This is a genomic window from Flavobacterium sp. RSP49, assembly GCF_003968735.1.
Taxonomy (GTDB): domain Bacteria; phylum Bacteroidota; class Bacteroidia; order Flavobacteriales; family Flavobacteriaceae; genus Flavobacterium.
This window is the reverse complement of sequence record NZ_RYDN01000008.1, coordinates 16,984-42,997: the sequence shown is the minus strand read 5'-3', so window position 1 is coordinate 42,997 and position 26,014 is coordinate 16,984. Positions and strand designations below refer to the sequence as shown.

Genomic DNA, 26,014 nt, shown 5'->3' with positions numbered 1-26,014 from the left:
GTTCTTTTCGTACTTTTTTTTAGAGTTGCAGCTAACGGTATAGATGCCTGTGGTCTGTTGTGGATTTTGTAACCTTTTAATTTTCGGCTTTCCAGAAAGTTGATGCGAAACGGTAATTCCACTAAACTCCAGCTAGCTCAATAGTTGTTGGGCACAGTATTATTGTTCTTCTGTTAATTCATAATCTACAAGTTCATCATAAATTGCTTTAATTTCGACATTTAGTTGAACTATATATTCAGTACAAATGTTTTGAAATAGATCTTTCCCTTCATCTTCAAGACTAAATTCAAAAATCCCTTTCTTTAATTCTTTCAATAAGCTATTGAACACTTGCTTGATGTTATTTGGATTGTCGTCAGTAAGAATTATTTCAAGTGGAGTTTCACCAACTTCTAAAACCAAAAATGTATTGGTTTCTTCTCTTCTTATTGTAGCCTTTTTAGTTTCCATATATTTTTCCTCTTTCTCCAAAGGCTTCTTTACCGCCTTCTAATGTTTTCATACTTATTTCTTTCCAATTTAATTCAGGCATTGAATTATAAATACACTTTAATGAATTTGAAAACGGATTTCCAGTTAAAGTAAAGTGTTGCCCTTGTTTATGCAATCTATATATCGAATTATAAGGTAAAGTTCTAACTGCAATATTTGCATCGTGTGTAGCTATAATAACTTTTTTACAAAGAAATGCCTTTTCTTTTAGTAGAGGAACGATGACATCATTGATATAGTCATTACCTAAACTTTTCTCGGGTTCGTCTATTAAATAAATGTCTCTATCTTCAGTCAATTCCATATGAAGGAGAATCATTGAAGATTCACCATTTGAAGGACTATAATAGTTTCCGTTAAGTGTAAAGTGTTTTTGCTTCTGTAAAAGATCACTCAATGAGTTTATAGTTTCAATACGATCTATATCATTTAATTCAGATATTTTTAAAAATAATTCACTTGAGTGAATATGTTTTGATATTGAAATTACTGCATTTACAAAGTATTTTTGAGGTGTTTTGTTTACATTTTTTACTGGAGAAAAGTCACCGTCTGTGAAAGTACCATTTTGAATAATTAGATTTGTTTTGCAGTGTAGTTGTCCTTTCTCTCCAAGGCTACCAACATATTCCTCTATTGGATCTATTTGTATTTTTATATTTTCAATAATTTTTTTTGCTGATCTCTCAATTTTCATTCGGTTTCGTGAATATTCTGCGAAACCTGTTTTTGTTGGTTTTGGTGGTTGTCCCGTTTTTTTTGATATTTCTGCCAAAAAAGTTGATATTATACTATTTAATAAATAAATACTTTTGTTTTCAATTATCTTTATCTCAGTTTCAGTTTTTAATTGATTAATTATTTTTTCAATTACTTCAATTAACTCTACAATTAGTGAATCTTGAATGTATTCTTTAAGTTCATCCGTTTCGTGAGCGTAATTTCGAAATGCTTTAAACTCAGAAAGAATATTTGTTATTTCAGTTAAACTTCTTTGAGTTAGGGTTTCATCTTCTTGATTTATGTTTTTTATTTTTAGTTTTTGAGATATTTTATTTGTCTCTTGAACTGAAAAATGAAGCATATATTTGTTCATACTTGTAACTTCTTCTTCACTTACTTCTTTGAGAAATTTTATAACATCCTCACACTTATCTATTCCAAAGTCAGAAACTTCACAATTGAATGTATTGCCATTAATATCAAAAATATCATTTAAATGATAATCATTGGATTTGTAAACAGTAGTTTTATGACCTTTAGCATTATAATATTTTGATAACGCTTCTAAAATATCAGTTTTACCAGTTCCTTTAGAACCAAATAAAATATTAATATCATTATAAATATCTAGTCGAACAATTTCTGCTAGATTCTTAAAAGGTGTTATTTCAATATTTTCCTTTACTTTTTTGTTTAATAAAGTATTTATGGTTGCTTCATCTTTTTCAAGTAAAAGGCAGAACTGTTCAAAACTTTCGACAGGTAAACGTAAATCAGGTAATGTTTTAGCAATTTCAATATAGTCATCCCAATTATGAACATCTGAACCATAAATAGAATTATGACCGTGACTTATGTATATTCCTGCGGAAATTGAATTAGTAGATTCTTTTAGAATTCTTTTAGGATTAGAAACTAAATCTGTAAGTATTTGTAATTCTTCATCATCAAGATCAGGTTTTTTTACAAAATAATGTGCAATGTAAATACAGTCAAGAGAGTCAAATTTTTCAACTGTTTCCTGTAGTGTTGTTGTAAAAGTATCGGGATTTTTGCTTGCTAAAATTTCATTGACTTTTACATTAAATTCAACGTGATTTTTAGGATTACAAATAACAATTAAATGTGCTCTTTTTTTTCCGCTTTCTTGAATATCAAGTTCAATACCAGGCCATATTTGACAAGTTGTACAAACGCCATCCCTAAATTCTTCATATTGTACTAAATCAAAATGATTATGATTTGTGATAGCCAGAATTTTTACATCTGTATCTTTTAAAATATCAATGAATTTATCTGTTTCAATATTACGAGTTGGAGCATCTCCTGATTTTATTTTCCTTGTATGTACGTGTATGTCAAGTTTCATTTTTCGTGTTTTTAGGAGATATTGTGCCCAACTAGCACATAATATCAATAAGTAATGCCCTTTTAAAGTATTACCACATATCAAGGTATATTTTCTTGTTCGTAAATAAAAGCTTAATAAGTTGCATCCACAATACCCACTTTTAGTGATATTTAACATAAAAAAAATATACCATAGAAAACTTTCTTCAGATAAATTAATAGGTAAGATAAAAAAGACGCCTCACATCCTTCCCCCAATCTAAACTCTACCATTTTTATCATAATCCCTACTAATCTAATAATTTTCTCCTTTCAGCTAAACACCTAAAAACCAAACTACAAAAAATCCTATTATTGGATACCTCAACTTATAGAACGCATCGAGAATTACTCTTTGCTTATGAAATTAAAAAACGATTTATCACTCACTTTTCTCTAAAAAACACCTATTCAATTCCCGAATTGCACACCATACTTTTAGCTTCGTATAATTTATTTAGATAGGTTTGCAAAGGTTTTTCCTTTTCTTCCTCCAGCAAATCACTTCAAATAATATAATTATGTCAGACCAATTTAATCAGGTCCGGATTAAACGTATTTACCAAATGCTGTTTGAAATGGCAAGTGGAAATATGACCATCCGCATCCAGGATAATAGCAATGATGAATTAAAAAGTATTGCTGTCGCATTAAATAAAATTGCGGAAGATCTCCAAAAAATAAATCTGGCATCAGGCTATATCAGTGCTTACTATCTGTACCAAAATCTAATTCAATTAACATTTGTATTGAATAATGATTTTATTTTACTGAGTTTTAATAATGAGGTGCCACTCACTCTTAAATATAAACCGGATACAATTGTCAATACCGATTTTGGAAAATTGATCGCTCAGCAATCGAAAGATCTTTGGAACGGCATTCTTGTTGAATTAGATAAAAACCCCCATTACAACACTACTTTGCAATTAATTTTAATTACTGGTGATAATCACCTGCTACCGTCATTTTGCACAGTATCTCGATTACTATATAGCGATGAAATAATTGTAAGTTCAGTATCAACCATACTTCAAGAGATGCTTGACATTAACGACCGTCTCTCTGGTTCAAAAATTCGCAAACACAATGAAGTGACTGCAGTACATAATTTACATGATTATATTTTAAGCCATCTGGATGAACCTTTACCCACTTTACATCACTTGGCACAAATGTTTGCTGTTGAAGAACACATATTAAAAAATGGTTTTAGAACCTTTTTTAAAACCAGTGTCTATAACTTTTATCAAGAAGAACGCTTGAAAAGAGCACATGTAATGATCCGGCAAACCTCCGTTTCTTTAAAAGAAATTGCATATCTGAATGGCTTTAAGGGCTATCTTAATTTCTACAAAGCCTTCAAAAAAAGATTTGGCTACAAGCCAAGTGACATTTCGAGACCTGAAGAAGATCTTCAACCCTAATACTTTTGCGTTATTTTATTTTTGAATAACGAAATGCCTGATTTGCATAATGTTATATGTTTTTTATTTACAATTTTACAGTATCAAACTAACATAAAATGAAATCAACAACAAATTTAAAGAATAATATCATTTTAGCAATTTGCTATTTGTACGCATTCCTTTTTACCTATGCTGCAATTAGTAAAATTCTGGATTACCATGATTTTAGAATTAAACTTGGTCAATCTCCATTACTGAGCGCATTTGCAGGTTATGTCGCTATTGGTGTACCCGTTTTAGAGTTGATAATAGTTCTAATGTTAATTTTTCCACGATGGAGGATTAGTGGGTTATTTGCTTCTTTCTGTCTAATGATTGCCTTTACAGCTTATATTTTCATCATCTTAAATTTTAGTTCAAATATCCCGTGTTCCTGTGGTGGAATTTTACAGGATCTTGGTTGGAATGAGCACCTGATATTCAATATAATATTTATTTTGTTAGCTCTTTTAGGACTTATACTCAGCTATCCAGACCAAAGATATTGGCTTACAAAAATGAAAACCCTACAATTTTCAATAACAGTAACTGTTGCTGCTGTTTTAAGTATAACTTCAGTAGTAGTGCTGTTTCTAATTTCTGAAGACATTATCCACAAACGAAATAATTTTATTCGCCGCTTTCCGTCCCACGCTGAAGCTGCATATAACAAATATGACCTCGAGATAAACTCGTATTATTTTGCAGGTTTTGATAAGGACACAATCTACTTGGGGAATTATAGTACACCGCTGTATATTACAAAAATTGATACTGCATTAAAATCAAAAAATCGCGTAAAAGTGAAGCTTGATCAACCTCAACTTCCTTTTAGGGATATAAAGTTAAAGATAGTTTCTCCATACTTTTTCGTGACAGATGGAACAGTACGTTCAATATTTAAAGGAAAAATGAAGGATTGGAAAGCCACAAGCCAGTTAGGAAAAATACCGTATTTTACAATAGCTGAACCAATAGATTCTTCAACTGTCGCATTAAGGCTTACTAGTTATATTAAAAAGAACAACAGGTTGGTGACGTACGGCTTGAATGAAAAAAGAATAATCGCGGAAAATAAAAACGTACTTAAAAAACAAGTGGACGGTATTTTTGATACCGACGGTATGCTGCACTACAACAACCAACTTGGCAAGTTAAACTATATCTTTTATTATAGAAATCAATATTTATCCATCAGTCCGACAATGAAATTGACTGCTCAGGGAAAAACGATTGACACAGTACAAGTCGCACAAATTCAGGTTTCTCAAATGACAAGTGGCGAAAAGCAAATGTCAAAACCACCTTTGATTATCAATAAAACCTCAGCAGTATATAATAATTTATTGTTCATCAAATCTCAGCGTATTGGCAGGTATGAGGACAACAGGATTTTAAAAGAAGCTTCAATTGTAGATGTTTACAACCTTACAAATGGAACCTACGTTGGTAGCATATACATTTATAATATCGACAACCACGAAATGACAAGCTTTCGGGTTAATGGTAATAAATTATATGCACTTTCCGGAAAGTACCTTTCTGTAAATAGAATTAGCAAAAAGATAACTGATACTTATGAAGTACCGTATAAAAATCAAAATAAACATAACTAAAAATATACCCGGCCGGTATCAGGGAAAAGGCTGAAAACCTGTAAACAGAGTAAGCCATAACCACAAATTTTATATATTATGAAAAAATTAATTGTACCAATGCTGGTAATTGTTGCGGCAGCAACCAGTGCATTCAGTACGGATGCATCAGCAAAAAGAAGTTCAGCTCTCGTACCGGGATTTATTCCTCACAATGCTCAAGGTACGGATTGTGAACAAAAAAATGATTGTAGTAACGTGAACAACGGTATTGTTTGTCGAGTGGGGCAAGTAAGTACCGGAGCACAATTAAAAATTATGGACGGTAATGACGAGTGTGTACTTACCGGATACAAACCATAAGCAGTTAAAAAAACAATGCAGTCCCAAGGGACTGCATTGTTACTATTTCCATATCGGAGCCTTCTTACCCTTAAGGTAATGATCGAACCATTCCTCAATTTTTGTGGTTAGGTCTATTGCATTTTCTTTCTTTTCCATACCATGTCCCTCATTAGGGTAGGCAAGCAGGATATGAATTTTACCCAATCGTCGCAACGCCATATAAAATTCAAAGCTTTGCCTCGGCTCTACCTGCGGATCATTTAACCCAGTCCAGGATAACAGCGGCGTGTTTACATTCGCAGCATGAATGACCGGCGAATTTTTCAGATACCATTCCATATTCTCGTACGGAGATAATTTCATCCTAGCCTGGCCATATTCCATTTTAAAAAAGTTTGGAATCTGTAAAATCTGGGAAACGGATAAGTAGGAACTTAAATAATTCGTGGTAGCGGATCCTGCTACCGCACAGGCAAACAGATTGCTTTGGGTGATAATAAAATCTGTTTCAGAGCCTCCGAAAGAGTGCCCAATTAAACCGATTTTTGCATCCTCAATTAGAGCTAAATTTTTCACCTCTTTTACTGCGGCTTCTACACATTCTAATGCTGAAAATCCAACGTTGCCAACTTCATAGGTAATATCTGGAAGCAAAACGAAATACCCTTTAGCAGTCAGATTACTGATATTGAAACCATCTTCGTTAATCATAGTGGGATTAACATAGGAATGCCGTTGGTACGATTGCTTTTCATAAAGGTGCACTATCATGGGATAGCGCTTATTTTTATCGTAACCTGATGGATAATACAAAAGTCCTTGTAGTGATTCTCCCTTTAAATTTTTATAATGTATTACCTGCAATTTGGTCCAGTGAAATTCTTTGTGCTGTTTATTGCTCTCAACTACAGCAGTAAATTTACCGCCAACTTTCCCAACCATGATACGTCGGGGCTGGTCTACATCTTCTTCCACCCATGCATAATTACCTCGTTCAGATTTCATTATTCCGGTCACACTTTTATTCACATAGCATATTTTTGTCATTCCCTTTCCTGGCTTCAATAAGTAAAACCCATTGAAGGAATAATCAACAGCTCTCGCACTTAAAAGCAGTGAGTTCTTAAGGTCAAATTCTGCATTAGTAAATATCCTGTCGGCTATAGTTGGTGTTTGCGCTTTACTTTGTGCTACAATCCTAAAAATGATTCCCTGCTCACGACCCTGTGTTAACCTTACGGGATTAGATCCGTCTGATTGAACTTTCCAGATATCGAATTGATCATACAACAAACATTCTCCTTCGACAGTCCATCCGGGATTACCGTAGCCATTCTCCTCTTTCTCAGTAAGACTTTGAACGCTTAAGGTATAAGGCAAATTACTACTGATTATTGTATGAGATCCCTGTGCAACATCATAAACATACCAATGCCCATCCTTAAAATAACTGATGTATTTTACATTTCGCGAAACTAGAAGATTGAATTCACCACCAACATGCCTGCGAAGCATTATTTTACTTTGTCCGGTATCAAGATTTTTAATATACACATCCTTGTCAGGTACCGACTTGCTCTGTGGTTCATAGTCTTTTGGATTAAATGTTAAAGCAAAGCTTTCGTCCCCAGCAGATGCGCCATAAGGCTGTATTGAATCCGTAAACTGTAAGAAGCGACCAGTATAGGGTTCCCACATGACCTGCTTCGGGTTCTTAGAATACCCCTCTGTTACAATATGACTGGGATAAATATTTTTGTCCGCTGCATTCCACACCTGTACGTCATTTTCTTTACGCACAATGTCAAGTTCCTTCCGTTGCTTTATTTTAAAGAAAACACGCTTGTTGTTCTTCGATATTGTTAGTTTCCTTGACGGTATTAAATTCATGGTTTTGGGGAAATCAATAGCATTGGTAGAATACGTTACAAGTCTTTTCTCAGCTAAATTGTAATAAAAAAGATTTGATTCCTTTTCATTGTAATTCATAAAAGCAATTGCTTTGCTGTCTTCTGACCAGCTAGGATTTAGGAAAGGTCCTCTTTTTTCACTTTCAGCTATGATTTTTTGCTTTTTAATATCTTCCATATTTACCAGCAGTTCTTGATAGGTATTTTCTCTTTTCACCGCCACTGCAATAAATTTAGTATCAGGACTAACAGAAAAAGATTCTACATCAGTATCAGTGCGCAATAAAACGCCATCTAAAGTATAAACGGATAACAAATTCCCAATTTTACTGTACTCCGATGCTACGATAAATGTCTTAAAAACCGTAAATGCCTTAACATTTCTCAATTTCCTTTCAACTCCATTCTTCAAAGAAACTATATGAACGATGCTGTCAGGGGTCTGGCAAACGAAATGATTCGCTATAAAAGCCATGTCTTTTCCCTTTGCAAAACTATAAAGTTTGGCAGACTTTCGGTGTTTAACAAATAAGGAATCAGTGGCATCATAATAGTTCCGGTAGCTAATCCAATTTCCATCATCAGAAATCGCTTCGGCATCCATATAATGCCACAAAGGATAATCTTCTCGCGTTACAGCTTTCTTTTGTAACCCCTGCCCCATCAAAGGGCAGGAAACCAATGCAAAAAAAAGAAACAAAAAACACGAAGGACGACATCTATCTAAAAAGGTACGTCCAATACTATAAAATAGAGCCTTCATTAATAACCAGAATTTTGAGGCCCAATGTTAGGGTTCAGGTTCAACTCGGTCTGTGGTAATGGTAACAAATTATCGGTGTTGTTCCAATCAGCTTTAACGCCTGATAGTGTCTGATCTAATACATCAAAACGTCTCAAGTCAAAGAAGCGGTGGCCAAACTCACTAAACAATTCCACTTGTCGTTCATGCATTATGGCATTTAATATTTCATCTTGGGTAACAGCGGTTGTGTTTCCAAGACCAGCAGTATTCCTGATTACATTAAGGTCATCTTTAGCATTGGTAAGTTCACCTTGTCTTGCTCGGGCTTCCGCACGAATAAGATACATTTCAGCAAGACGCAACACTACAGAAAATTCAAGTTGGGGGGTATTACTGCCTGTTTTCTTGTATTTATAAGCATGATACCAAGTGGTACTGCCTTTACTTATTGATCGAATCCATTTAGCCTTGCGTTGATCACCTGCCTCAAATGTATTCACCAAGGAGTTAGTCAATGCCACGGAATTTGGTGGACCCGCATTAAATATAAAAGTGGTTCCTTCATCGGTATTTCTTGTTGGTGTTCTTGGGGCATATTGCCAGATGGTCGCTGTGCTTCCTTTTAAAAATATATTATTTAGTTCAGTCACCCGTATATATGTATCAGTCTTATTCAGTACTGTAGACGCACTGTTGGCTGCCTCAGGCAACATTCCGGCATACAGATAGACTCTTGCCAATAAGGCTTGCGCTGCGTACAAATTCGGTCGAACTCGTGTCGGATTTGTATATTCTTCCGGCAACAACGTAATGGCAGATTCTAAATCTTCAATAATCTTTGCATATACTTCAGCAGCGGGCAAACGTTTAACGGTACTATTATACATATAATCAGTTCCGGTAACGTAAGGCACACTGCCCCAAAGTTGTAAAACATAAAAATGAACAAATGCTCTGGCAAATTTTGCCTCTCCTGTCAATTGATCCTTATCAACTTGCAAGAGTGTTGTCGATCCTGCTACACCCTCAATTACAGCATTGGCGGCGTAGATCTGGCTATAGCTGTTATTCCACCAGGTGGCTAAAGTGGGATGTGTCGGAATGAGCGTATTAGTGAAGAAATTAGCCGAACTCTGAGCACTGTTTCCATACCAGGTGAGTTCATCGGCATACAATCCCATTTCTTTCTGCATTCCAGTAGTTTTTCCGGTTAGCATTCCATTGTCGCGCATTTGCGCAAAAACATTTGCCATCGCACTATATGCGGTGTTCTTTTCTTCAAAAACAGCAGCGGTGTTTAGTTGTGATACTGGCGTATCAATCGCTGTAAAGTCATCGCAACTGGTAAACCAGAACATAATAAACAAAAGGGTCACGCCGGAAAGAATCCTATAAACCCTTGCTTTTTTGGTACAATACGGATTAAAAAAATTGTTGGTATTCATATCTCTTTCTTTAAAGGTTAAAAGTTAAATTGTAATCCCGCGGTGATAATGCGCAATGGCGGCAAAAATCCATAACCGGCAAATTCAGGATCAGCCCCTTTATAGCCAGTAATAGTGAACACGTTTTGCGCTTCAACAGTTGCCTTGCAGTTAACATTTTTAAGCCACCGCTCTGGAAATTCATAACTGATGGAAACATTCTTGAGTTTTATAAATGATGCATCTGTTATCCCTGCGTCACTGGCTGCATAATTGTAAAGGGCATTTTCAGCTGTGCCGTTTGCGCCCGAAGTATATATTTGTGAAGAAGCTATATCTCCCGGAGATTGCCAGCGGTCAACTATAGCGATGCTTTGGTTGTTCATCGTGCCGGCAACTCCCATCGTTCGTGGTACATTATAATTCTGTTGCTTTACAAAATTGAAGAGGAAATCAAATTGCCATCTTTGAAACCGCAACGTATTTTGAATTCCTCCAAAATAAGCCGGGTTTAAGTCTTTCACGGTCTGCTTGTCTGCGGGCTCTGTCAATATACCATCTCCATTTACATCCTCAAAAGTGTAAATACCCGTTGCAGGATCAATGCCGGTATAATGATATACTTTTACAATATTCAATGGCTGCCCAATCACATACGAATTACTATAGGTAGAACTTTCAAGGTTTGGAAACGAGAGCAGCTTGTTTTTTGAAGCCGAAAAATTGATTGTGGTACTCCAGTTAAAACCAGTAGTTTTCACATTTACAGTATGCAAGGTTAGTTCTACCCCGCGATTCTCAACTAAAGCATTAAGATTCGACTGTATTTCAGTAAAACCCGTAGTTCCCGGCAACGGTATTCCAACCAATTGATCGGAAGATCTGTTGCGGTACCATGCCGCGGTCAGAAAGATTCGCTCTTTCAAAAATCCGGTCTCTAACGCTACTTCAAGTTTTTTGTTGGTTTCCCACCCAAAACTAGCATTATACAAACGTGAGGGTTGCAGACCGATTACTCCGTCATAATTGGCATTTGATGGCGTGTACGTATTCAGGAATTGGTAATTCCCAATCTGGTCATTTCCTGTTGTCCCATAACTGGCACGAAGCTTTCCAAAACTCAGCACATTATTGTCCTGCAATAATTTCTCACGCGAAAAAAGCCACGCTGCTCCTACGGCTCCGAACCATGCAAAACGTTTACCAGCACCAAAACGGCTTGAACCGTCTCGCCTTCCCGTGAGGTTAATGATATAGCGTTCTTTTAGGTTAAAATTAGCACGGCCAAAAAACGATTGATACTTGTATACTGATTCGTCAAAGCCAAGAATCGAAGTATTTGTGGCCGCAGCGGGATTATAAATCATGCTGTTGTTGGAAAAGCCACTGCTCTGAACTGAAAGAGATCTATTATTTTGACGTTGGAAAGCGCTTCCTAGCAGCAACTCTGTTTTCACAGCCCCCAAGGTAGGTTTCCAGTTCAGTTGTGGTTCGATAATCCACGAGTTCCTTTTGGTATCGGTATAAAAAATACGGGAAGTTTCACTACCAATCCCAAAGGATGGGTTATACATCGTCGAGGGATAAGTACTGCTTTCATGATGGTTTAGGTCGGTATACCCAAAACTGCTTTTTATTTCAAGGTTGTCGAGTAAATTATAGGAAAGTGTTGTATTGGCAACAAGGTCATAGGTGTTAGATTTCGATAACCCTTTTAAGTAGCGCAGCGGATTTTCAAAAGTGTTGTTTTCCCAATTAAGGTTCCCTTCCGCATCATAAAGTGCTGGAGCATTGGGGGCAAGTCGCCAAGCCTCCGTGGTAAGATCGGTCGAGGGTTGGTTGTTATCCTGTATGCCGTAGCCCCCAGTAAAAGCAATCTTAAACCGTTGGTCAGCAGATGCGTGATTAATGCTTGTCCTCACATTAACCCGATTGTAACCAAAATCACCAGGTAGCACGGTTGTTTCCTTACCATAAGTTCCGGATACCATAAATTGGGTTTGCTCAGAACCTCCGGAGATAGAGCCGTTAATATTGGTGATTTTTGAAGTACCACCCATTAATTCTTTCTGCCAGTTGGTAGATCGGCTTTGATCCCATGTTCCATTAATGTCATAGGCACTTTCCGGATATTCCGTTATGCTGTCGTTCGCAAATGCTTCGGCACGCATAGCAAGGTATTGTTCCGTGTTCATCATTTTCATAAAATGTGGAACGCTTCCCGCTCCCTGTGCTACCGATGCGCTAAAACGGGTCTTGCCTTTCTTACCTTTTTTGGTGGTGATCAATACCACTCCGTTCGCCCCACGCGATCCATAGATGGCCGTTGCATCCGCATCTTTAAGAACTTCCAGACTTTCAATATCGGTTGGATTAATATTGTTTAGCGGATTAGTATTCATTGACATGACTGACATCGACATTCCGTTCCCAATTTCCTCACTTGAATATGGCACATTGTCAATAATATACAAAGGAGAGTTCCCTCCTCTTCTCACACTGTTCTGTCCGCGAATCTGGATGTTAAACCCACCTCCACCGGTTCCAGTCTGTTGCGTAATATTGACCCCGGCCATCCTGCCCTGCATCGCTGCGAGTACATTGGTTACAGGTTGCGTCTCAATATCCTTTGATGTGATTTTCGCAATACTTCCGGTGCGCTCGCTTTCTTTGACGCTATAATAACCCGCATTAATTCGTACTTCCTGCAGTTGGGTAGCATCTTCTTGTAGATTTACACTAATTACAGTACGTCCTGCTATAGGAATATTTAAGGTGGTATACCCTACGAAAGAAAAAACTAGAGTATCAGTGGCCGTGGCCGTTATGCTGTATTTACCTTGATAATCAGTAATGGTGACTGTTGATTTTCCGGCTACAGATACTGTAACTCCCGGCAGTACACCCTGACTGTCACTTACAGTTCCGGTAATTACAATAGATTGTGTCATCCCGAGCGCAGTCGAGGGAATTACTTTATGACTTTCGAATTTTGAATTTACGACACATATCGAACCGTAAGAAAATAGTGGTGTAAGAATAAGGTAAACCCATAGAAAAATAGGAATCCACCATTTACCCTTGTAAAATGAAAATTTATTCATAATATTGGTATAGTTAAATGAAACGTTAGTTTTGTTAGCATTGGTCCTCTATGCAGTTGTCCAGACGGTTGGAGGGCCTTTTTTTGTTATGTCATTGCGAGGCACGAAGCAATCTCATTTCGAGATACGACGAAAAGCAACTGCAATATTATTATTCTATCATAGGCATGATTTTAGTTAGATTTATATTTTTATTATTTACCCCAATTTAAAATTCAAAATTTAAAATAAAAATGACCTCTTTGCTCCTCACAATATGACTTTGGAAGATCTGTTTCTGTGAAACTATCTCAACCATAAAGCCACATAAACATCGTTGCTATAAAAAGTAAAATTATTCCTATTTGTATTTGTTTGTAGTATTTCATAGGCATTTTTTTAGTTATTGGTTAATGAGTTATGAGTTGATGTTGCGACTAAATTACCTGCACCTTTTAGTTACTAACTCAAATTAAGTTAACTAGGTTTTTTTATTCAAAGGACCCTTCGGTACAGGCATTAAGTAAATAGCATTTCTTATTTATTTCATAGGCATGCGGGTTTTAGCGGTTTAAACTGCTGCGAGACTATAAAAAAGGATAAAGCGGTGCTGAGAATCTAAGGAAAGTATGAGTCTATTAGAAATAAAAATGGCATGGAACTCATCTTAAACGCTTCAGAGGTACTGGTATACCCTACACACGAATAAGTGAGCCCACGCCATGGGACGTGAGCATCGTACTTATCATCTCGTGCGTTTAAAAATTACCAGTTTTCTGAAACGAGATTCAAAGCGAATGCTTCAAATATTTTATATGAAGAATCGCAAAAATACATTACTTTAATGTAATGGTAAACAAATATACTAAAAAACATTAACGTGGTAATATATTGCCACATTAATTTCTTTAAATTTAAAGAAATTGCCTAAAAGATAGGCTATGATTAATGAAACTACAAAAAGTGAATTTTTACTGCAATTTGGTAAAAGACTCGGCGAAATAAAAAAACAGAAAGGTTTAAGCTTTAGGAAGATTGCTGAAAATTGTGATCTCGACGCAAGTTTTATAAGTAAAATTGAAAAAGGTACTGAAAATGTAACTTTAGAAACAATACTTAATTTATCATATGGACTTAAAATACAACCTAAGGAGTTTTTTGATTTTAAAATAGACTTAGAAAAGGAATAAATATTTCATTTATTAACCATAAAACATTATCTAAGGAATGGTACGAAATAGTAATAGTGATACTTCTTATACCTGTTGGCGTTTACATTAGAGGGAAAATATATGAGTTTAGGAAAAACTATCATTACAATGATAGTTGGAAAAATAGACACAAGAAATAATGAAAGATGCTGTAAGGTGTCTTTTTTGTTTTACATTGTATTTTTTTTGATAATGTGGAAAACCGTAAAGGATAATAGAAATGGTTTTGTTTGTTTGGTACAGCACAGTAAAAAAACATTTTATAGTACAAATTCAGCTAAATTCTGGTAGATTGTAGCCATTTTGTGGCTACTATAAACAAATTACGCGCCAGTCAAAAAGAAATAAACGATGAAAGAAATTGATAAAATAGCATTAATAAAAATTGAAAATGGCCAAATTTTAAGCACAAAATCAAAAGGTAAAAACAAATATTATATTCCAGGAGGTAAAAGAGAAAATAATGAAACCGACCAACAAACTTTAATCAGAGAAATTCAAGAAGAATTAAGTGTTGAAATAATAAATGAATCTATTGAATATGTCGGAACGTTTAAAGCCCAATCAGACGGAGCTATTGAAGGAGTAATTGTAAAAATGACGTGTTATAAAGCTAATTACATAGGAGAACCGAAAGAGAATAATGAAATAGAAGAAATTAAATGGTTAAATTATACAGATTTAGATATAATATCGGAAGTTGATAAAATTATATTTAAACATCTGAAAGAAAATGGATTATTAACTTGAGTGGAAATGAAAAATTAACTTGAAAAATGACAGAATCACACACCATACTATTTGTAGCTAACTTAATAAAATTATAGGTTTGAGGTCATAATCAAAACTATAATCACAATGCCGTGGTATGAAATTCTAATAGCAATATCAGTTATAATTGTCGCTACTTATCTAAGGGGTAAAAATCTACTAACATACTAAGATCTGGTTCACAAATGATAATTGAAGAACTAAACAAAAGAAATGAAAAAGATGCTTAGGCATCTTTTTTTGTTTTATGGTGGTAAGTAATACTTATAAATTTGTGCTTTATATCTATAAAAAAGAGTCAATCAGTAAAAAACTACAGCCTTATTGTTTTCTATTATATCAAATCTAATGCAGAAATATTAATTAGTCGGTATCTAAATCAGAAAGTATCAAATCCTTATTACCAAGTATAGTTAATAAACTCTGATTACCTACCAAAGTCGACGCTATTAAAGTGTCAACTATAGAGCCACTTACTAAACGCAATACGGTCTCATCATATTTATCATGCATACTTTTGTATGCTTCACCTATTGTAATTTCAGTATTAAAGAATTCAACGATTGCATGAATTTCACAATCAATAAAATCGTTATGATAATCTGGATGTATTAAGACTGTATCGCGGTATCCAATAAATGAATAGCAACCATTCTCAATCAGTTCTGGACCTAATTTACTAGAACAACTGCACGCCGTTGAGTAAAATAAGGAACTTTTAAATGAGGGACAATTAGTGCTATCAACATAGGATTCGCTACTGGTTTGAAGACAATCTTCATCTCCATGTGAAAATGCGACAAATACAAATTTATCTGAATTATTCGCATTAATGCCATCTCGCACACCATCAAATGTGCACATACTGCCATCGAGGTAATTTGGTGCGATTTTTGGATTTTTTATTCTTGATGTTAGTTCTTCATAGCTTTTTTGAAAATAAGCACCAAGTGTATAATCTTGATCATCGTAAGAAATTAATGTTTTAATCATTGAATCTGATCTTTTGTTTGGTTAAAAGACTTACCGCCAATTTTAAAATATTCCTTTCAATATTTCGACCTAACGTTTCTCCTAATCGAATACTTTTAATTATTTGGTCTAATGTATATTCACCATCAGTATTCATAATAAAAGGTTTAGCTCTTTCTTCAACACTTAAAGTTGATATCCATTCTTCTAAAATTGTATCTACGCGAACTTCTAGTTGATGTTGAGCTTTTGTTACTAGCGGAAGAACTTTTCCGTAATCTGTAGTACTATGTTCTAGAGATAGAAAATCATTATTAACTAATTCTACTAAATTGTCCTTTGATAAGCTATTTACATCCTTAGCTGTCCAGATAATTATATAAACAAGTGATGTTTCTTTTCTGATTGCTCTGAAAACGTCTATTCCTTGTAGTTCATCCACATGGAGATCTAAGTCCAGAATTACAATCATTTTTTGAGTTCGATTTTTAAGTACATATTGCAGACCTTCCTCCGAATGCTCGATTAAGGTTACATTGTTTTTACCATGTTCTTCAATTAGTTCAATTATTAAAGGATCATTGTCTTTTAATGTATCGTGAATAACAACAATTTTAGTAGGGGATGGAATCATTTTTTAATTTTTTTTAAATGGTAAGGTAATTTTAAATGTTACTCCACGGTCCCCAAATTCACTATCTATAATCTCTACATTTCCATGTAAGGCTTCAATTCTCGTTTTTACAATGAAAAGGCCTAGTCCTGCACCGCCTTGTTCAGCAGTAGAAGTGTAATAAATCTCAAAAACTTTTTTCCATTTATCTTTTGAAATTCCGGTACCATTGTCAGAAAAATAAATTACAAACTGATCATCAATTATTTTACCAGTGCATTTAATGATTTTAGAATCGTTTGTTTCTAATGCTTTTATAGAGTTTGAAACGAAATTTTGAAAAATGTCTTCAAAGAATTTTTTATTTGCATTAATTATTAAGTCATCTTCAAATTCAATTAAAGCTGTTATTTTTTCAGATAAGAAGGTTTGTTTGTAAGATCTAAATAGCAAGTCATTTAGCATTTGTTTTATGCTAAAATCTTCAAAATCTATATTAGAACCGGCATAACTAAGCATGAAATCAATAACCTTATTAAGGGTTTCCATTTCATCATAAATAAGTAAAGCATATTCTTTAAATCTATCGTCAAAACGAGCGTTTGGAAACTTATTTTTAAAAAATTCTGCCATTCTTTTAGTTTTTCCTAAAGAAGTTCTAACTGCATGGGAAAGCCTAATGGCATAATCCTGTAAGGACATTAAACTTAAATAAATATTTTCTTTACGAACATATTCTTGCTTGGCTTCCTTTTGGGCAGTAATTCCGCGTTTTAAAGAATTGGAAACTTCGGCGGCTTGTTTTTTTAAGGGTTGTAAAGCTAGTTTTAAATCAGGTTTCTCTATTTCAAGCTTATGAATTGCCTCACTAAAACTTTGCACATTTTCTTCCGCTTTAACTAACGCATTATCTCCATCTTCCTGACGCAGTGATCTTTCGTATATTTTTATTTCAGAAAATATATTTAATTGTTCAATTATAAATTTTTTGAGTTCCCTATATTCATTATTGTCCACAAAATCCTGCCGATTAGTTGCATCAATAATTAATGGGTTTTCTTCTTTTGTAATTGCTACTAAACCTATAACCTCTCTTGTTGATATTCTGTTAAAAATATCGCGCCATAGTCTTTTATCTATTCCTAAAACATCCCGTTTGGTATCTGGATGATCGTTATATTCAGCGAATGGAGTTGTAACTAGACCATTTCTATATATTTTTAAACCATCTATCCGAGTTTCATCACCTTTAAACGCTTGGTTAAAAATTCGTTTCGCTTTTGTATTGAAGAAAAACAGGTTCATTGCTACTGGACCAAATGATTTAATGGGCACTTTTTCAGTGAAAATTTTGCCATTCAGAGGATCAAACTTTAATGTATCCTGTTCATTTTTTAAAATGTCAAAAGATATCTCAGCAGTATGAGATGCATATTTGACAATATCAACTTCAACTAATCTTTTTGTAAAATCAGTAAATTCATTTGAATTGACATAAATATTAAAGGGAGGGTTTAACGGATAAAAAGGTGATACAATTTTAGTAAGTTCCTTATATAGTCTCTCAATGTCCGATTTTGTCCATGGTTCATTTAAATTAGTTATGACTAACTCAGTTCCATGTTCTGTAATATTTCCATCCGAATATGTATATTCATTTTCAACGTCGGTAAATAACGTTAATTGTTGGTTTGCAGCTTTAATTTCATATTCGTCCCAGTCAATTTTCACATTTAACCACTCAACTTCATTTTCTTGTTTCGTGATAATTTTAACTTTTTCTCCTAATTTATCAACAGCAAATCGACCAATTCCTTTTTCCCCTACAAACCGTCTGTTAAATGGAGCATCAGAATAAAGTGTTTTTCTTTTACTATTAGTACCAACCACCATCCATTTGTCTCTAATATCTTCAAACGACATTCCGGTTCCGTTATCCTTAATGGAAATTATTGAGTTACTATTTTGATTGTTAACATTAGAAAAGCTAACGACCACTTCTGTTGCATTTGCATCATAAGCGTTTTTTACTAGCTCAAATACAGCAGTTATACGATCAGTAATCAATTCTCTTCCGAGAAGTCGAAACGTATTAACATCGAATCTCCACTTAAGGGGCTCGTAATTTTTTGGTGAATTATTCAAGATTTTCAATATGATTTTTAATACTCTTCGCTATCGCAATTCCTAACCCTACTGGAACGGCATTACCAATCTGTCTGGCAATAGTTTGAGTGGGAATTTTTGACGAAGGATCTGTAAATTGATAATTGATGGGGAAACTTTGTAATAGTGCTGCTTCTCGTAGAGTTATAGCTCGATCTTGTTCCGGATGTCCAAATCTTCCATTACCCAGTCCTGTGCAACAGGTGGTCATTGTAGGTCCTACTTCATCCCATTTCATTCGACCATATACACTTCCAAAAGCTTTTCCACTTTCTTTTTTATGACATTCTAACCATAGACTTTCATCCCAATCCCTCCAAAAACCTCCCTGTACCGAAGCTTGAATCCTTTTTTTATTTAAATCAGTCAGCTTACGGGCAATATGAATTGAGTCACTAGGGTGAGCAATTCCATCTTCAACTGCTGGTAAATGACCTATCGCATCACGCACTGAGAGATGATGTCCTTTTGGGGTAGTTTTTTCAATTAAATTAATAAATCCATGTTTTGAGCCTAAAAGCACTAGTCTTTTCCTTCTTTGAGGCACACCATAGTCTTGCGCATTTACGATACTGTAAGTTAATTTATACCCCTTTTTTTCTAATCGCTCTATAAAGTCATTGAAAACTTTACCTTCTTTAAATTTTAATAATTGGGGAACATTTTCCATAGAAATAATCTCTGGGTCCGTTTGTTCAATTAGATCTGCAAAAGAATACAGTAATTTCCATTTAGAGTCTTCTGAGATATTATCTTTATAAAGGTTTTTATTTTTTTGCAATGAGAAAGGCTGGCAAGGTGCGCATCCCACCAATATTTTGCGAGTGTTTTTTCTATAGCGTTTAAGTAAATCATCACCTTTGAGCAAGGTAACATCATCTAAATAAAATGAAGCATTATTATTTTTTTCAAAAGCGAATTTGCAAGTAGCATCAAAGTCTATACCAGCATCAATTTTAAAATTTTCTTTTACAAAACCATGCGTAAGACCTCCTATACCGCAAAATAGATCTATCAATGAGTAATTATTTATATTGTTTTTCTTTAATTTTTTTTGCGACATGTTTTAATTCTAAAAGGAATACTAATACTTACCTTAAGTATGTTGGATTATCCTTCAAAAATATGATATAAAATTATAATATTAAACTAAATTTTTGTTTTTTGTAATTTAATAATCCCGATCCGCAGAATTGCCCCTGCTAGCACGAGCGTCTCGCTCATATTCATTAAGTTATCTGATGGCGGAATTGCATTCCGAGACTGTCAAATTAGGGAATGCATCTCCTCTTAAAATGTAAGAAATATTTATTTCATAAAATCCAAGAGCACTGATCTTTCATCACTAAATTTTAATTGTTCAATTCTATAATCCAACCAAGATCTACGAGGCCTACTGTCCTCGAACAACTATCTATTATCCGAAATACCGCAATAAAAAATAAGCGGTGATTATTTCAATTTATCACCGCATTTTTGCGGTAAATACAAAGCTGGTTTACCGCAGTAGTACAAAAAACAAAGTATGCAATTCGGGAATTTCACTATTCAATTCAGGAATCGAACACCATACCATTTGCAACCCAAGCATCCATCAAATAGATTTGCCTACTGATTCAATTATTGAATCGGTCAAATTGTAAATCTAAAACAGCCCTAATGAAATTGTTTGCTGAATCCTTGATGTTAGAATTAGAACATCAATTAAAATTGATCCATCTGGAAACAGAAAATCAGGTACAGTTGGCCGAGCAGGCAATAAAGAATAGCATTGCTGCCTTAGAGAAACTAAAAACCTTTTTCCTAAAATACAAACAGCTAAATAAAAAAGAGGAAATAGAATTCTTCCGAGACATCAAGCCTAAGTTTGCGGCTAAACTGATTTACTATAACGAAATTTATACTATTGAAACCAACAAGCCATTCGGGTCTCAAAAAACAATGGATAAATATTATAAAGCAGAACTCAATAAATTAAAAGTCTTTTTCGTGGAGAATCAGGAGTTTTATCGTTACTACCGCACAGCTAACAACTTCCTCGATAATAAATATTTTATACGGGCAAAATACGATCTAAAACTAATGGTGGACAGTTTTTATTTCCAGGCAGATCATCGCTTCAATACCTCGCATGACTATAAAGTGGCTTGCATACTAGCCAACGATGATATAAAAGTTTTTCTGGAAGAGCAAATAGCAAAATTAAAGCGAAAGACAATAACAATACAATCGCCTTCCCCACTCTCTAAAGGTCCGAAATGGACGGGATCAAAAGTAGAACTGATTGAATTGATTTATGCACTCCATACAGAAGGCGTTTTTAATAACGGATCCTCAGGACTAAAAGAAGTCACAACCTTTTTCGAGTCAGCTTTTAATATTCATTTGGGACAATTCAACAGGGTTTTTCTGGAAATCCGAAATAGAAAATCCGAGAGAACAAAATTTCTGAATACACTCAAAAACAAACTTATGATCCGTATGGACGAAGCAGATGAAAATTAAAAAAGGCTGCTCAAATTGAACTGCCCCCAAATAATTAGACATTATCTGGGGGTATTTTTATGGAAAGAAAAGTCAGTTACAATTATGAATTTAAACTTCGCTGTGTAAATGAAGTTTTAAAAAATCGTCAATCACTAAGTGTTACAGCTAAAGAGAATGACATAGGCACAACCAGCCTTAAAGATTGGATTAGGTGGTATCTTAAATTTGGAAACGAAGGTCTTTTTCCTGTCCAAAAAAACGCAAATTATAGTTTACGCTTTAAGTTAAAAGTTCTACAAAGTATTGAAAACAAGTCATTATCTTTGAGTGAAGCCTGTTTAACATTCAATATTCCGACAAGTTCGATAATAAGACGTTGGCAAAGGGAATATGCAAAAGAAGGTTCGGCAGGTTTAAAACCTAAACCCAAAGGAAGACCAGCATCTATGAATTTTAAGAGAAAACAACGAAAAACAGACAAACCATTAACCCGGGAAGAAGAACTTTTAAAGGAACTGGAATATTTGCGAGCAGAGAACGAAATTTTAAAAAAGTTCAATGCCTTAATTCAAGCCGAACAAGCCAATCAAAACAAAAGGCTCAAACCATAATGGAATTAAGGCATAAATATGATTTAGAGGTTCTTCTCAATTGTATGAAAATGGTCAGAAGTAGTTATTATTACCATGAAAAAAGAAGTCAATTAATCGACAAATACAAAGACATTAAAGAATTGATTAAGCAGATTTACAACCACCATAAAGGCCGATTGGGTTACCGTCGTATTACTTTGGTAATCAAACAAAAAGGAATTGTAATTAATCACAAAACGGTATTGCGATTAATGAAGGTTCTAGGATTAAAAAGTTTAATACGATTAAAAAAATATAAATCATATAAAGGAGAACAAGGAAAGATAGCTCCTAATATATTACAGCGAAATTTTAAGGCAACAGCACCCAACCAAAAGTGGGCAACCGATATAACGGAGTTTAATATCTCTGGCAATAAATTGTATCTCTCGCCTATTATTGATTTATTTAACGGAGAAATAATAAGTTATGAATTATCGGAAAGACCCAATTTTAATCAAATATGCAATATGCTTAAAAAGTCTTTTAAATGTATACCTAATAATTCTAATCTAATATTGCACTCAGACCAAGGCTGGCAATATCAAATGAAACAATATCAAATGCTTTTAAAAGAAAAAGGATTAATACAAAGTATGTCTCGAAAAGGGAACTGTTTAGATAATGCAATTATTGAAAACTTCTTTGGAATATTAAAATCAGAACTGTTTTATATTATGAAATTCAAAGACATCAATCATTTAAAAATTGAAATTAAAGAGTATATCAAATATTACAATAATGAAAGAATAAAACTGAATTTAAACGGAATGAGCCCGACACAATATCGGGCTCATTATTATCAAAATTAATTATAAATTTGTCTAAACTTTTGGGTGCAGTCTAAATCGAGCAGCCTTTTATCATTGTTTGTAAAAAGTACCTAAAAAAAGACAATCAATCCTTTATCTAATCTTTACTGATACGCGACGGTACCTAGTTACAACCAGCAATTGCAAAGCATGAGGATACTATTCAATAGTTTCACTATCACCAATGAGATGCGTTACAAGTTTACGCCAGTCGGGATCAATTATAGCTGTCGATTCCGTTCTAGTCTCATAAGCCGAATGTCGGGCAAAAGATGTAGTAGTCAGGATAATTTGTTTATCAGTTTCAGTCATAATAGGATCAGTAAGAATACTCCTTTCGTACTGAACCACAAAATCATAAAGTGCCGCATAGCGATCTTCCTGCTTAAAAAGAAATAGAAAAGAATGGATAAAATCAGTAAGACTTAATTTCGCATACGCTGTCATACTAGAATTCGCAATAATATCCGAAAAAATGACAGTACTATCAAAAATGACATTGGTACCCTTGGCTACTGCCGCCGAATTATTTTCCTTTTTTTGCATTTTATTAAATGACGTTTTGGTGTAGGCTACAGATGCAACAGGACTACTGACGGAAGAAATTGCGTCTTGTAAACCATCCGATGCTTTATGATTTTTAAATAACTCATAATACATTCGCCCATCTGAATCATAAGGATTATCTGTATTGGTAGGCATTTCATCCACTTTTTTAGTGTTGTAATAAAGAACCTCCTTCTTCGATTCTACGCTTTCTGGAGTATCACTCGATACAATAGAAGGATCTGTACTACAAGAATCGAGTACAAACAAAAAAGAGAAGCAAATTAAAGTGCTAAGTCCTGAATAGAATTTTTTCATTTTGGTTAATGTTTTTAAATGTTACTGATTACTTTTTTCATCAGTTCATTTCTCCCGGGATAATCTGAACAATATGTTGGTTTTACTCATAATAAAACCGTTTGAATTCAGGGCAAAACTAGTGGGACGTTTCCTCCCCGGCAAGCCAACAACTGTTCAATTCGGGAATCTACTATATGCAATTCCCGAATTGAACACAGAACATTTCCCAATAAACAACAACTATCCAACGAGTTACACTCAAGAAAATGAAAGAATCCTTTATTAGGGTAATTCTTGCATCGATTAAGTAATTTTAGTTACATTTAGTGCATAGGAATAGAATACCGTAGTAACTAGTCCTTTATTTTCTAATCAGTAAGCCCCCAATCTCTTAGGAATATGACGAAAAACTACTTACTTATAATATGGGTATGCCTGTCTTATAATGCCTATGCACAACAAAATAATTTTGTCCTTCCGGACAGTCTTTCCACGAAAGACTATAAATATTTCAGCAACAACATACTTTATGAGGAAAAAGATAGCATTAAAGAAAGGCTGTTTGCACAGTCATGGTTAGCAAAAGCAAAACGGGAGAAAAACTTCGGTCAAATGGCGCATTCCTATAAAGCCTTAATTTATACGAGCAGTAAAAAGCTACAACTTATATATGTTGATAGTATGCTGGCAACGGCAAAAAGAACAGCTGATATTGAATTCATCGCATCGGGCTACATGACAAAAGGGGTTGTACAATACGATCGTAAAGAGCACATGAATGCCCTCGACAGCTACTTAAAAGCGGACGAATATATTTCAAAGACAAACAACCCCTACCTCAGTTATAAAGTAAAATATGTTATTGCTCAGATCAAATATTACCTTGGATTTTACGATGAGGCAACAGCACTATTTCAAGAATGTGTAAACTATTTCAAGGGAAAAAATGACCGTGCCTATCTAAATTCACTTCATTCTTTGGGGCTTTCTTACAACCGCATAGGTAAATATGAACTGTGTAGCCAGATGAACAAGACGGGGCTGAACGAGGGACTGCGCTTTAAAAATTTAGAAATGGAGCCGTACTTCATCCATTCCGAAGGCGTTAACCAGTATTTTAAACACAATTATAGAGATGCAATAAAAAAATTAAAAGAGGCACTTCCTGCAGTGATTCATGATAAAGACTTTGGAAATGAAACGACGGCCTATTTTTATATCGGTAAAAGTTATTGGGCTCAAGAGTTGCAGGAAAAGGCATTACCCTACTTAAAAAAAATAGATGAAGCTTTCCAAAAACAAAAGTACATACGTCCTGATTTACGGGAAGCCTATGAAATATTAATTGATTATTATCAGCAACGAAACAACAGAGAATTAGAGTTATATTACGTCAGCACGCTCTTAAAAGTAGACCAAGTGCTGCATAAGGATTTCAAATACCTTTCAGGAAAAATACACAAAGAATACGACACAAAAAATTTAATTCAAACTCAAAGAAACATTGAAAAATACTGGACCGTTATAATTACCATAATGACAGTAATCATTGCGGTATTGGTGTACAGACACTATAAAAATAAAAGATTATTTGAAGAGTTGATGAATCGCAAACCCGAAACGCACCAATCATTGGCTTCAAACAATACCAGTAAAGACACCGAACTCGATATCAATCCCGAAGTGATTGCCGCCATTCTTAAAAATCTCGAAAAATTTGAACGCAATAAAAAGTATCTCGAAAAAGACATGACTTTGGCAAAAATGGCTTTATTATTAAACACCAATACCAAATACGTTTCAAAAATTATTGCACGTTACCGCGACAAAGGAACAGTTGAATATATCACCTATTTAAAGATCGAACATATTATAGAACTACTCATAAACGAAAACAAATACCGCAATTACAAAAATAAGTCATTAAGTGACGAAGCTGGTTTTGGTTCCACACAAATCTTTACACGAGCGTTCAAAAATCAAACAGGCCTATCTCCCACCTACTTCATCAATAAATTAAGAAGTCAACAACAATCATAAATATAAACAAGACATCAACTCAGACACCCTTATAGTTAGCATTTAAAAAATTACGGTAAGAGCTCTAGTCTTGGCCGTAAGGAGTGATCCCAGAATCGACTACACAAGACAAAAGAAAAAGAATCTCTTAATAAACAAAAACAGTAATATCAAAAACAAACTTGTAATTACAACCTCTTCTAACCGCCCTTAAATAAAAAGCATAGCAAAACAACGAAGAAGTGAAGTGGCAGCAGTCCGCAAGTTGAGTACGAAGGACGAACGGCTCGGGCTGCGGAACGGAACTTCAAGGTAGTTTTCAAGCTTT

19 protein-coding genes are annotated in these 26,014 nt (G+C 34.5%); 9 read left to right on the top strand and 10 right to left on the bottom strand.

Annotation, left to right across the window (positions count from 1 at the left end):
• Positions 1-159 precede the first annotated feature (159 nt).
• Both EKM02_RS06230 and EKM02_RS06225 read right to left on the bottom strand, forming a co-directional pair.
• Positions 160-453, bottom strand: a complete 294-nt coding sequence (locus tag EKM02_RS06230; protein WP_126453253.1) for a hypothetical protein — start codon at positions 451-453, stop codon at positions 160-162.
• Positions 443-2,587 carry a hypothetical protein gene (locus EKM02_RS06225; RefSeq protein ID WP_126453250.1) on the bottom strand — a complete coding sequence of 715 codons (2,145 nt, stop codon included), beginning with the start codon at positions 2,585-2,587 and terminating at the stop codon, positions 443-445. Before EKM02_RS06225 ends, EKM02_RS06230 begins: the two co-directional genes overlap by 11 nt.
• A gap of 541 nt (positions 2,588-3,128) precedes the next feature.
• Between EKM02_RS06225 and EKM02_RS06220 the strand changes: the two genes are divergently transcribed.
• The 3 genes from EKM02_RS06220 (at position 3,129) to EKM02_RS06210 (ending at position 6,013) form a co-directional block, all read left to right on the top strand.
• A complete protein-coding gene (locus EKM02_RS06220) occupies positions 3,129-4,034 on the top strand; it encodes a helix-turn-helix domain-containing protein (RefSeq protein ID WP_126453248.1) in 906 nt (301 codons plus the stop codon).
• A 98-nt stretch (positions 4,035-4,132) separates the two neighbouring features.
• Positions 4,133-5,671, top strand: a complete 1,539-nt coding sequence (locus tag EKM02_RS06215; protein ID WP_126453245.1) for a MauE/DoxX family redox-associated membrane protein — start codon at positions 4,133-4,135, stop codon at positions 5,669-5,671.
• A 78-nt stretch (positions 5,672-5,749) separates the two neighbouring features.
• Positions 5,750-6,013: a DUF6520 family protein gene (locus tag EKM02_RS06210; protein WP_255416279.1), complete on the top strand. Its 264-nt coding sequence runs from the start codon at positions 5,750-5,752 to the stop codon at positions 6,011-6,013.
• A 42-nt stretch (positions 6,014-6,055) separates the two neighbouring features.
• On the opposite strand, the gene EKM02_RS06205 is transcribed toward EKM02_RS06210, so the two are convergent.
• The 3 genes from EKM02_RS06205 to EKM02_RS06195 are packed head-to-tail and all read right to left on the bottom strand — an operon-like array spanning position 6,056 to position 13,178.
• Complete coding sequence (locus EKM02_RS06205) at positions 6,056-8,668, bottom strand: prolyl oligopeptidase family serine peptidase (RefSeq protein ID WP_126453241.1); 2,613 nt, start codon at positions 8,666-8,668, stop codon at positions 6,056-6,058.
• On the bottom strand, positions 8,668-10,095 hold the full coding sequence (locus EKM02_RS06200) for a RagB/SusD family nutrient uptake outer membrane protein (protein ID WP_234423158.1): 1,428 nt from the start codon (positions 10,093-10,095) through the stop codon (positions 8,668-8,670). Before EKM02_RS06200 ends, EKM02_RS06205 begins: the two co-directional genes overlap by 1 nt.
• 17 nt (positions 10,096-10,112) lie before the next feature.
• Positions 10,113-13,178 carry a SusC/RagA family TonB-linked outer membrane protein gene (locus EKM02_RS06195; protein WP_126453238.1) on the bottom strand — a complete coding sequence of 1,022 codons (3,066 nt, stop codon included), beginning with the start codon at positions 13,176-13,178 and terminating at the stop codon, positions 10,113-10,115.
• A 920-nt stretch (positions 13,179-14,098) separates the two neighbouring features.
• Here EKM02_RS06195 and EKM02_RS06190 point away from each other — a divergent pair.
• Both EKM02_RS06190 and EKM02_RS06185 read left to right on the top strand, forming a co-directional pair.
• Complete coding sequence (locus tag EKM02_RS06190) at positions 14,099-14,347, top strand: helix-turn-helix domain-containing protein (protein WP_126453235.1); 249 nt, start codon at positions 14,099-14,101, stop codon at positions 14,345-14,347.
• A gap of 372 nt (positions 14,348-14,719) precedes the next feature.
• Positions 14,720-15,118 (top strand): NUDIX hydrolase, encoded by a 399-nt coding sequence (locus EKM02_RS06185; RefSeq protein ID WP_126453233.1) that lies wholly within the window; start codon positions 14,720-14,722, stop codon positions 15,116-15,118.
• Between the two features lie 384 nt (positions 15,119-15,502).
• Here the strand turns inward: EKM02_RS06185 and EKM02_RS06180 are convergent, their stop codons facing one another.
• From EKM02_RS06180 to EKM02_RS06165, 4 genes are read right to left on the bottom strand one after another with little or no spacing between them, the layout of a single operon-like run.
• Entirely contained in the window at positions 15,503-16,132 is a 630-nt protein-coding gene (locus EKM02_RS06180; RefSeq protein WP_126453230.1) for a hypothetical protein, read from the bottom strand.
• On the bottom strand, positions 16,125-16,745 hold the full coding sequence (locus EKM02_RS06175; protein WP_126453228.1) for a response regulator: 621 nt from the start codon (positions 16,743-16,745) through the stop codon (positions 16,125-16,127). The genes EKM02_RS06180 and EKM02_RS06175 overlap by 8 nt, the downstream gene beginning before the upstream one ends.
• A gap of 3 nt (positions 16,746-16,748) precedes the next feature.
• Complete coding sequence (locus tag EKM02_RS06170; protein ID WP_126453225.1) at positions 16,749-18,869, bottom strand: sensor histidine kinase; 2,121 nt, start codon at positions 18,867-18,869, stop codon at positions 16,749-16,751.
• Positions 18,862-19,953 carry a DNA cytosine methyltransferase gene (locus EKM02_RS06165; protein WP_126453222.1) on the bottom strand — a complete coding sequence of 364 codons (1,092 nt, stop codon included), beginning with the start codon at positions 19,951-19,953 and terminating at the stop codon, positions 18,862-18,864. The genes EKM02_RS06170 and EKM02_RS06165 overlap by 8 nt, the downstream gene beginning before the upstream one ends.
• Before the next feature lie 596 nt (positions 19,954-20,549).
• On the opposite strand from EKM02_RS06165, the gene EKM02_RS06160 reads away from it, so the two are divergent.
• From EKM02_RS06160 to EKM02_RS06150, 3 genes are read left to right on the top strand one after another with little or no spacing between them, the layout of a single operon-like run.
• A complete protein-coding gene (locus EKM02_RS06160) occupies positions 20,550-21,395 on the top strand; it encodes an RteC domain-containing protein (RefSeq protein ID WP_126453218.1) in 846 nt (281 codons plus the stop codon).
• Positions 21,396-21,454: 59 nt separating this feature from the next.
• A complete protein-coding gene (locus EKM02_RS06155; RefSeq protein WP_199878463.1) occupies positions 21,455-21,988 on the top strand; it encodes a helix-turn-helix domain-containing protein in 534 nt (177 codons plus the stop codon).
• Positions 21,898-22,821 (top strand): IS3 family transposase, encoded by a 924-nt coding sequence (locus EKM02_RS06150; RefSeq protein ID WP_233584117.1) that lies wholly within the window; start codon positions 21,898-21,900, stop codon positions 22,819-22,821. The genes EKM02_RS06155 and EKM02_RS06150 overlap by 91 nt, the downstream gene beginning before the upstream one ends.
• 159 nt (positions 22,822-22,980) lie before the next feature.
• Here the strand turns inward: EKM02_RS06150 and EKM02_RS06145 are convergent, their stop codons facing one another.
• Positions 22,981-23,685: a hypothetical protein gene (locus tag EKM02_RS06145; protein ID WP_126453212.1), complete on the bottom strand. Its 705-nt coding sequence runs from the start codon at positions 23,683-23,685 to the stop codon at positions 22,981-22,983.
• A 381-nt stretch (positions 23,686-24,066) separates the two neighbouring features.
• Between EKM02_RS06145 and EKM02_RS06140 the strand changes: the two genes are divergently transcribed.
• Positions 24,067-25,707: an AraC family transcriptional regulator gene (locus tag EKM02_RS06140; RefSeq protein ID WP_126453210.1), complete on the top strand. Its 1,641-nt coding sequence runs from the start codon at positions 24,067-24,069 to the stop codon at positions 25,705-25,707.
• The last annotated feature ends 307 nt before the right edge of the window (positions 25,708-26,014 follow it).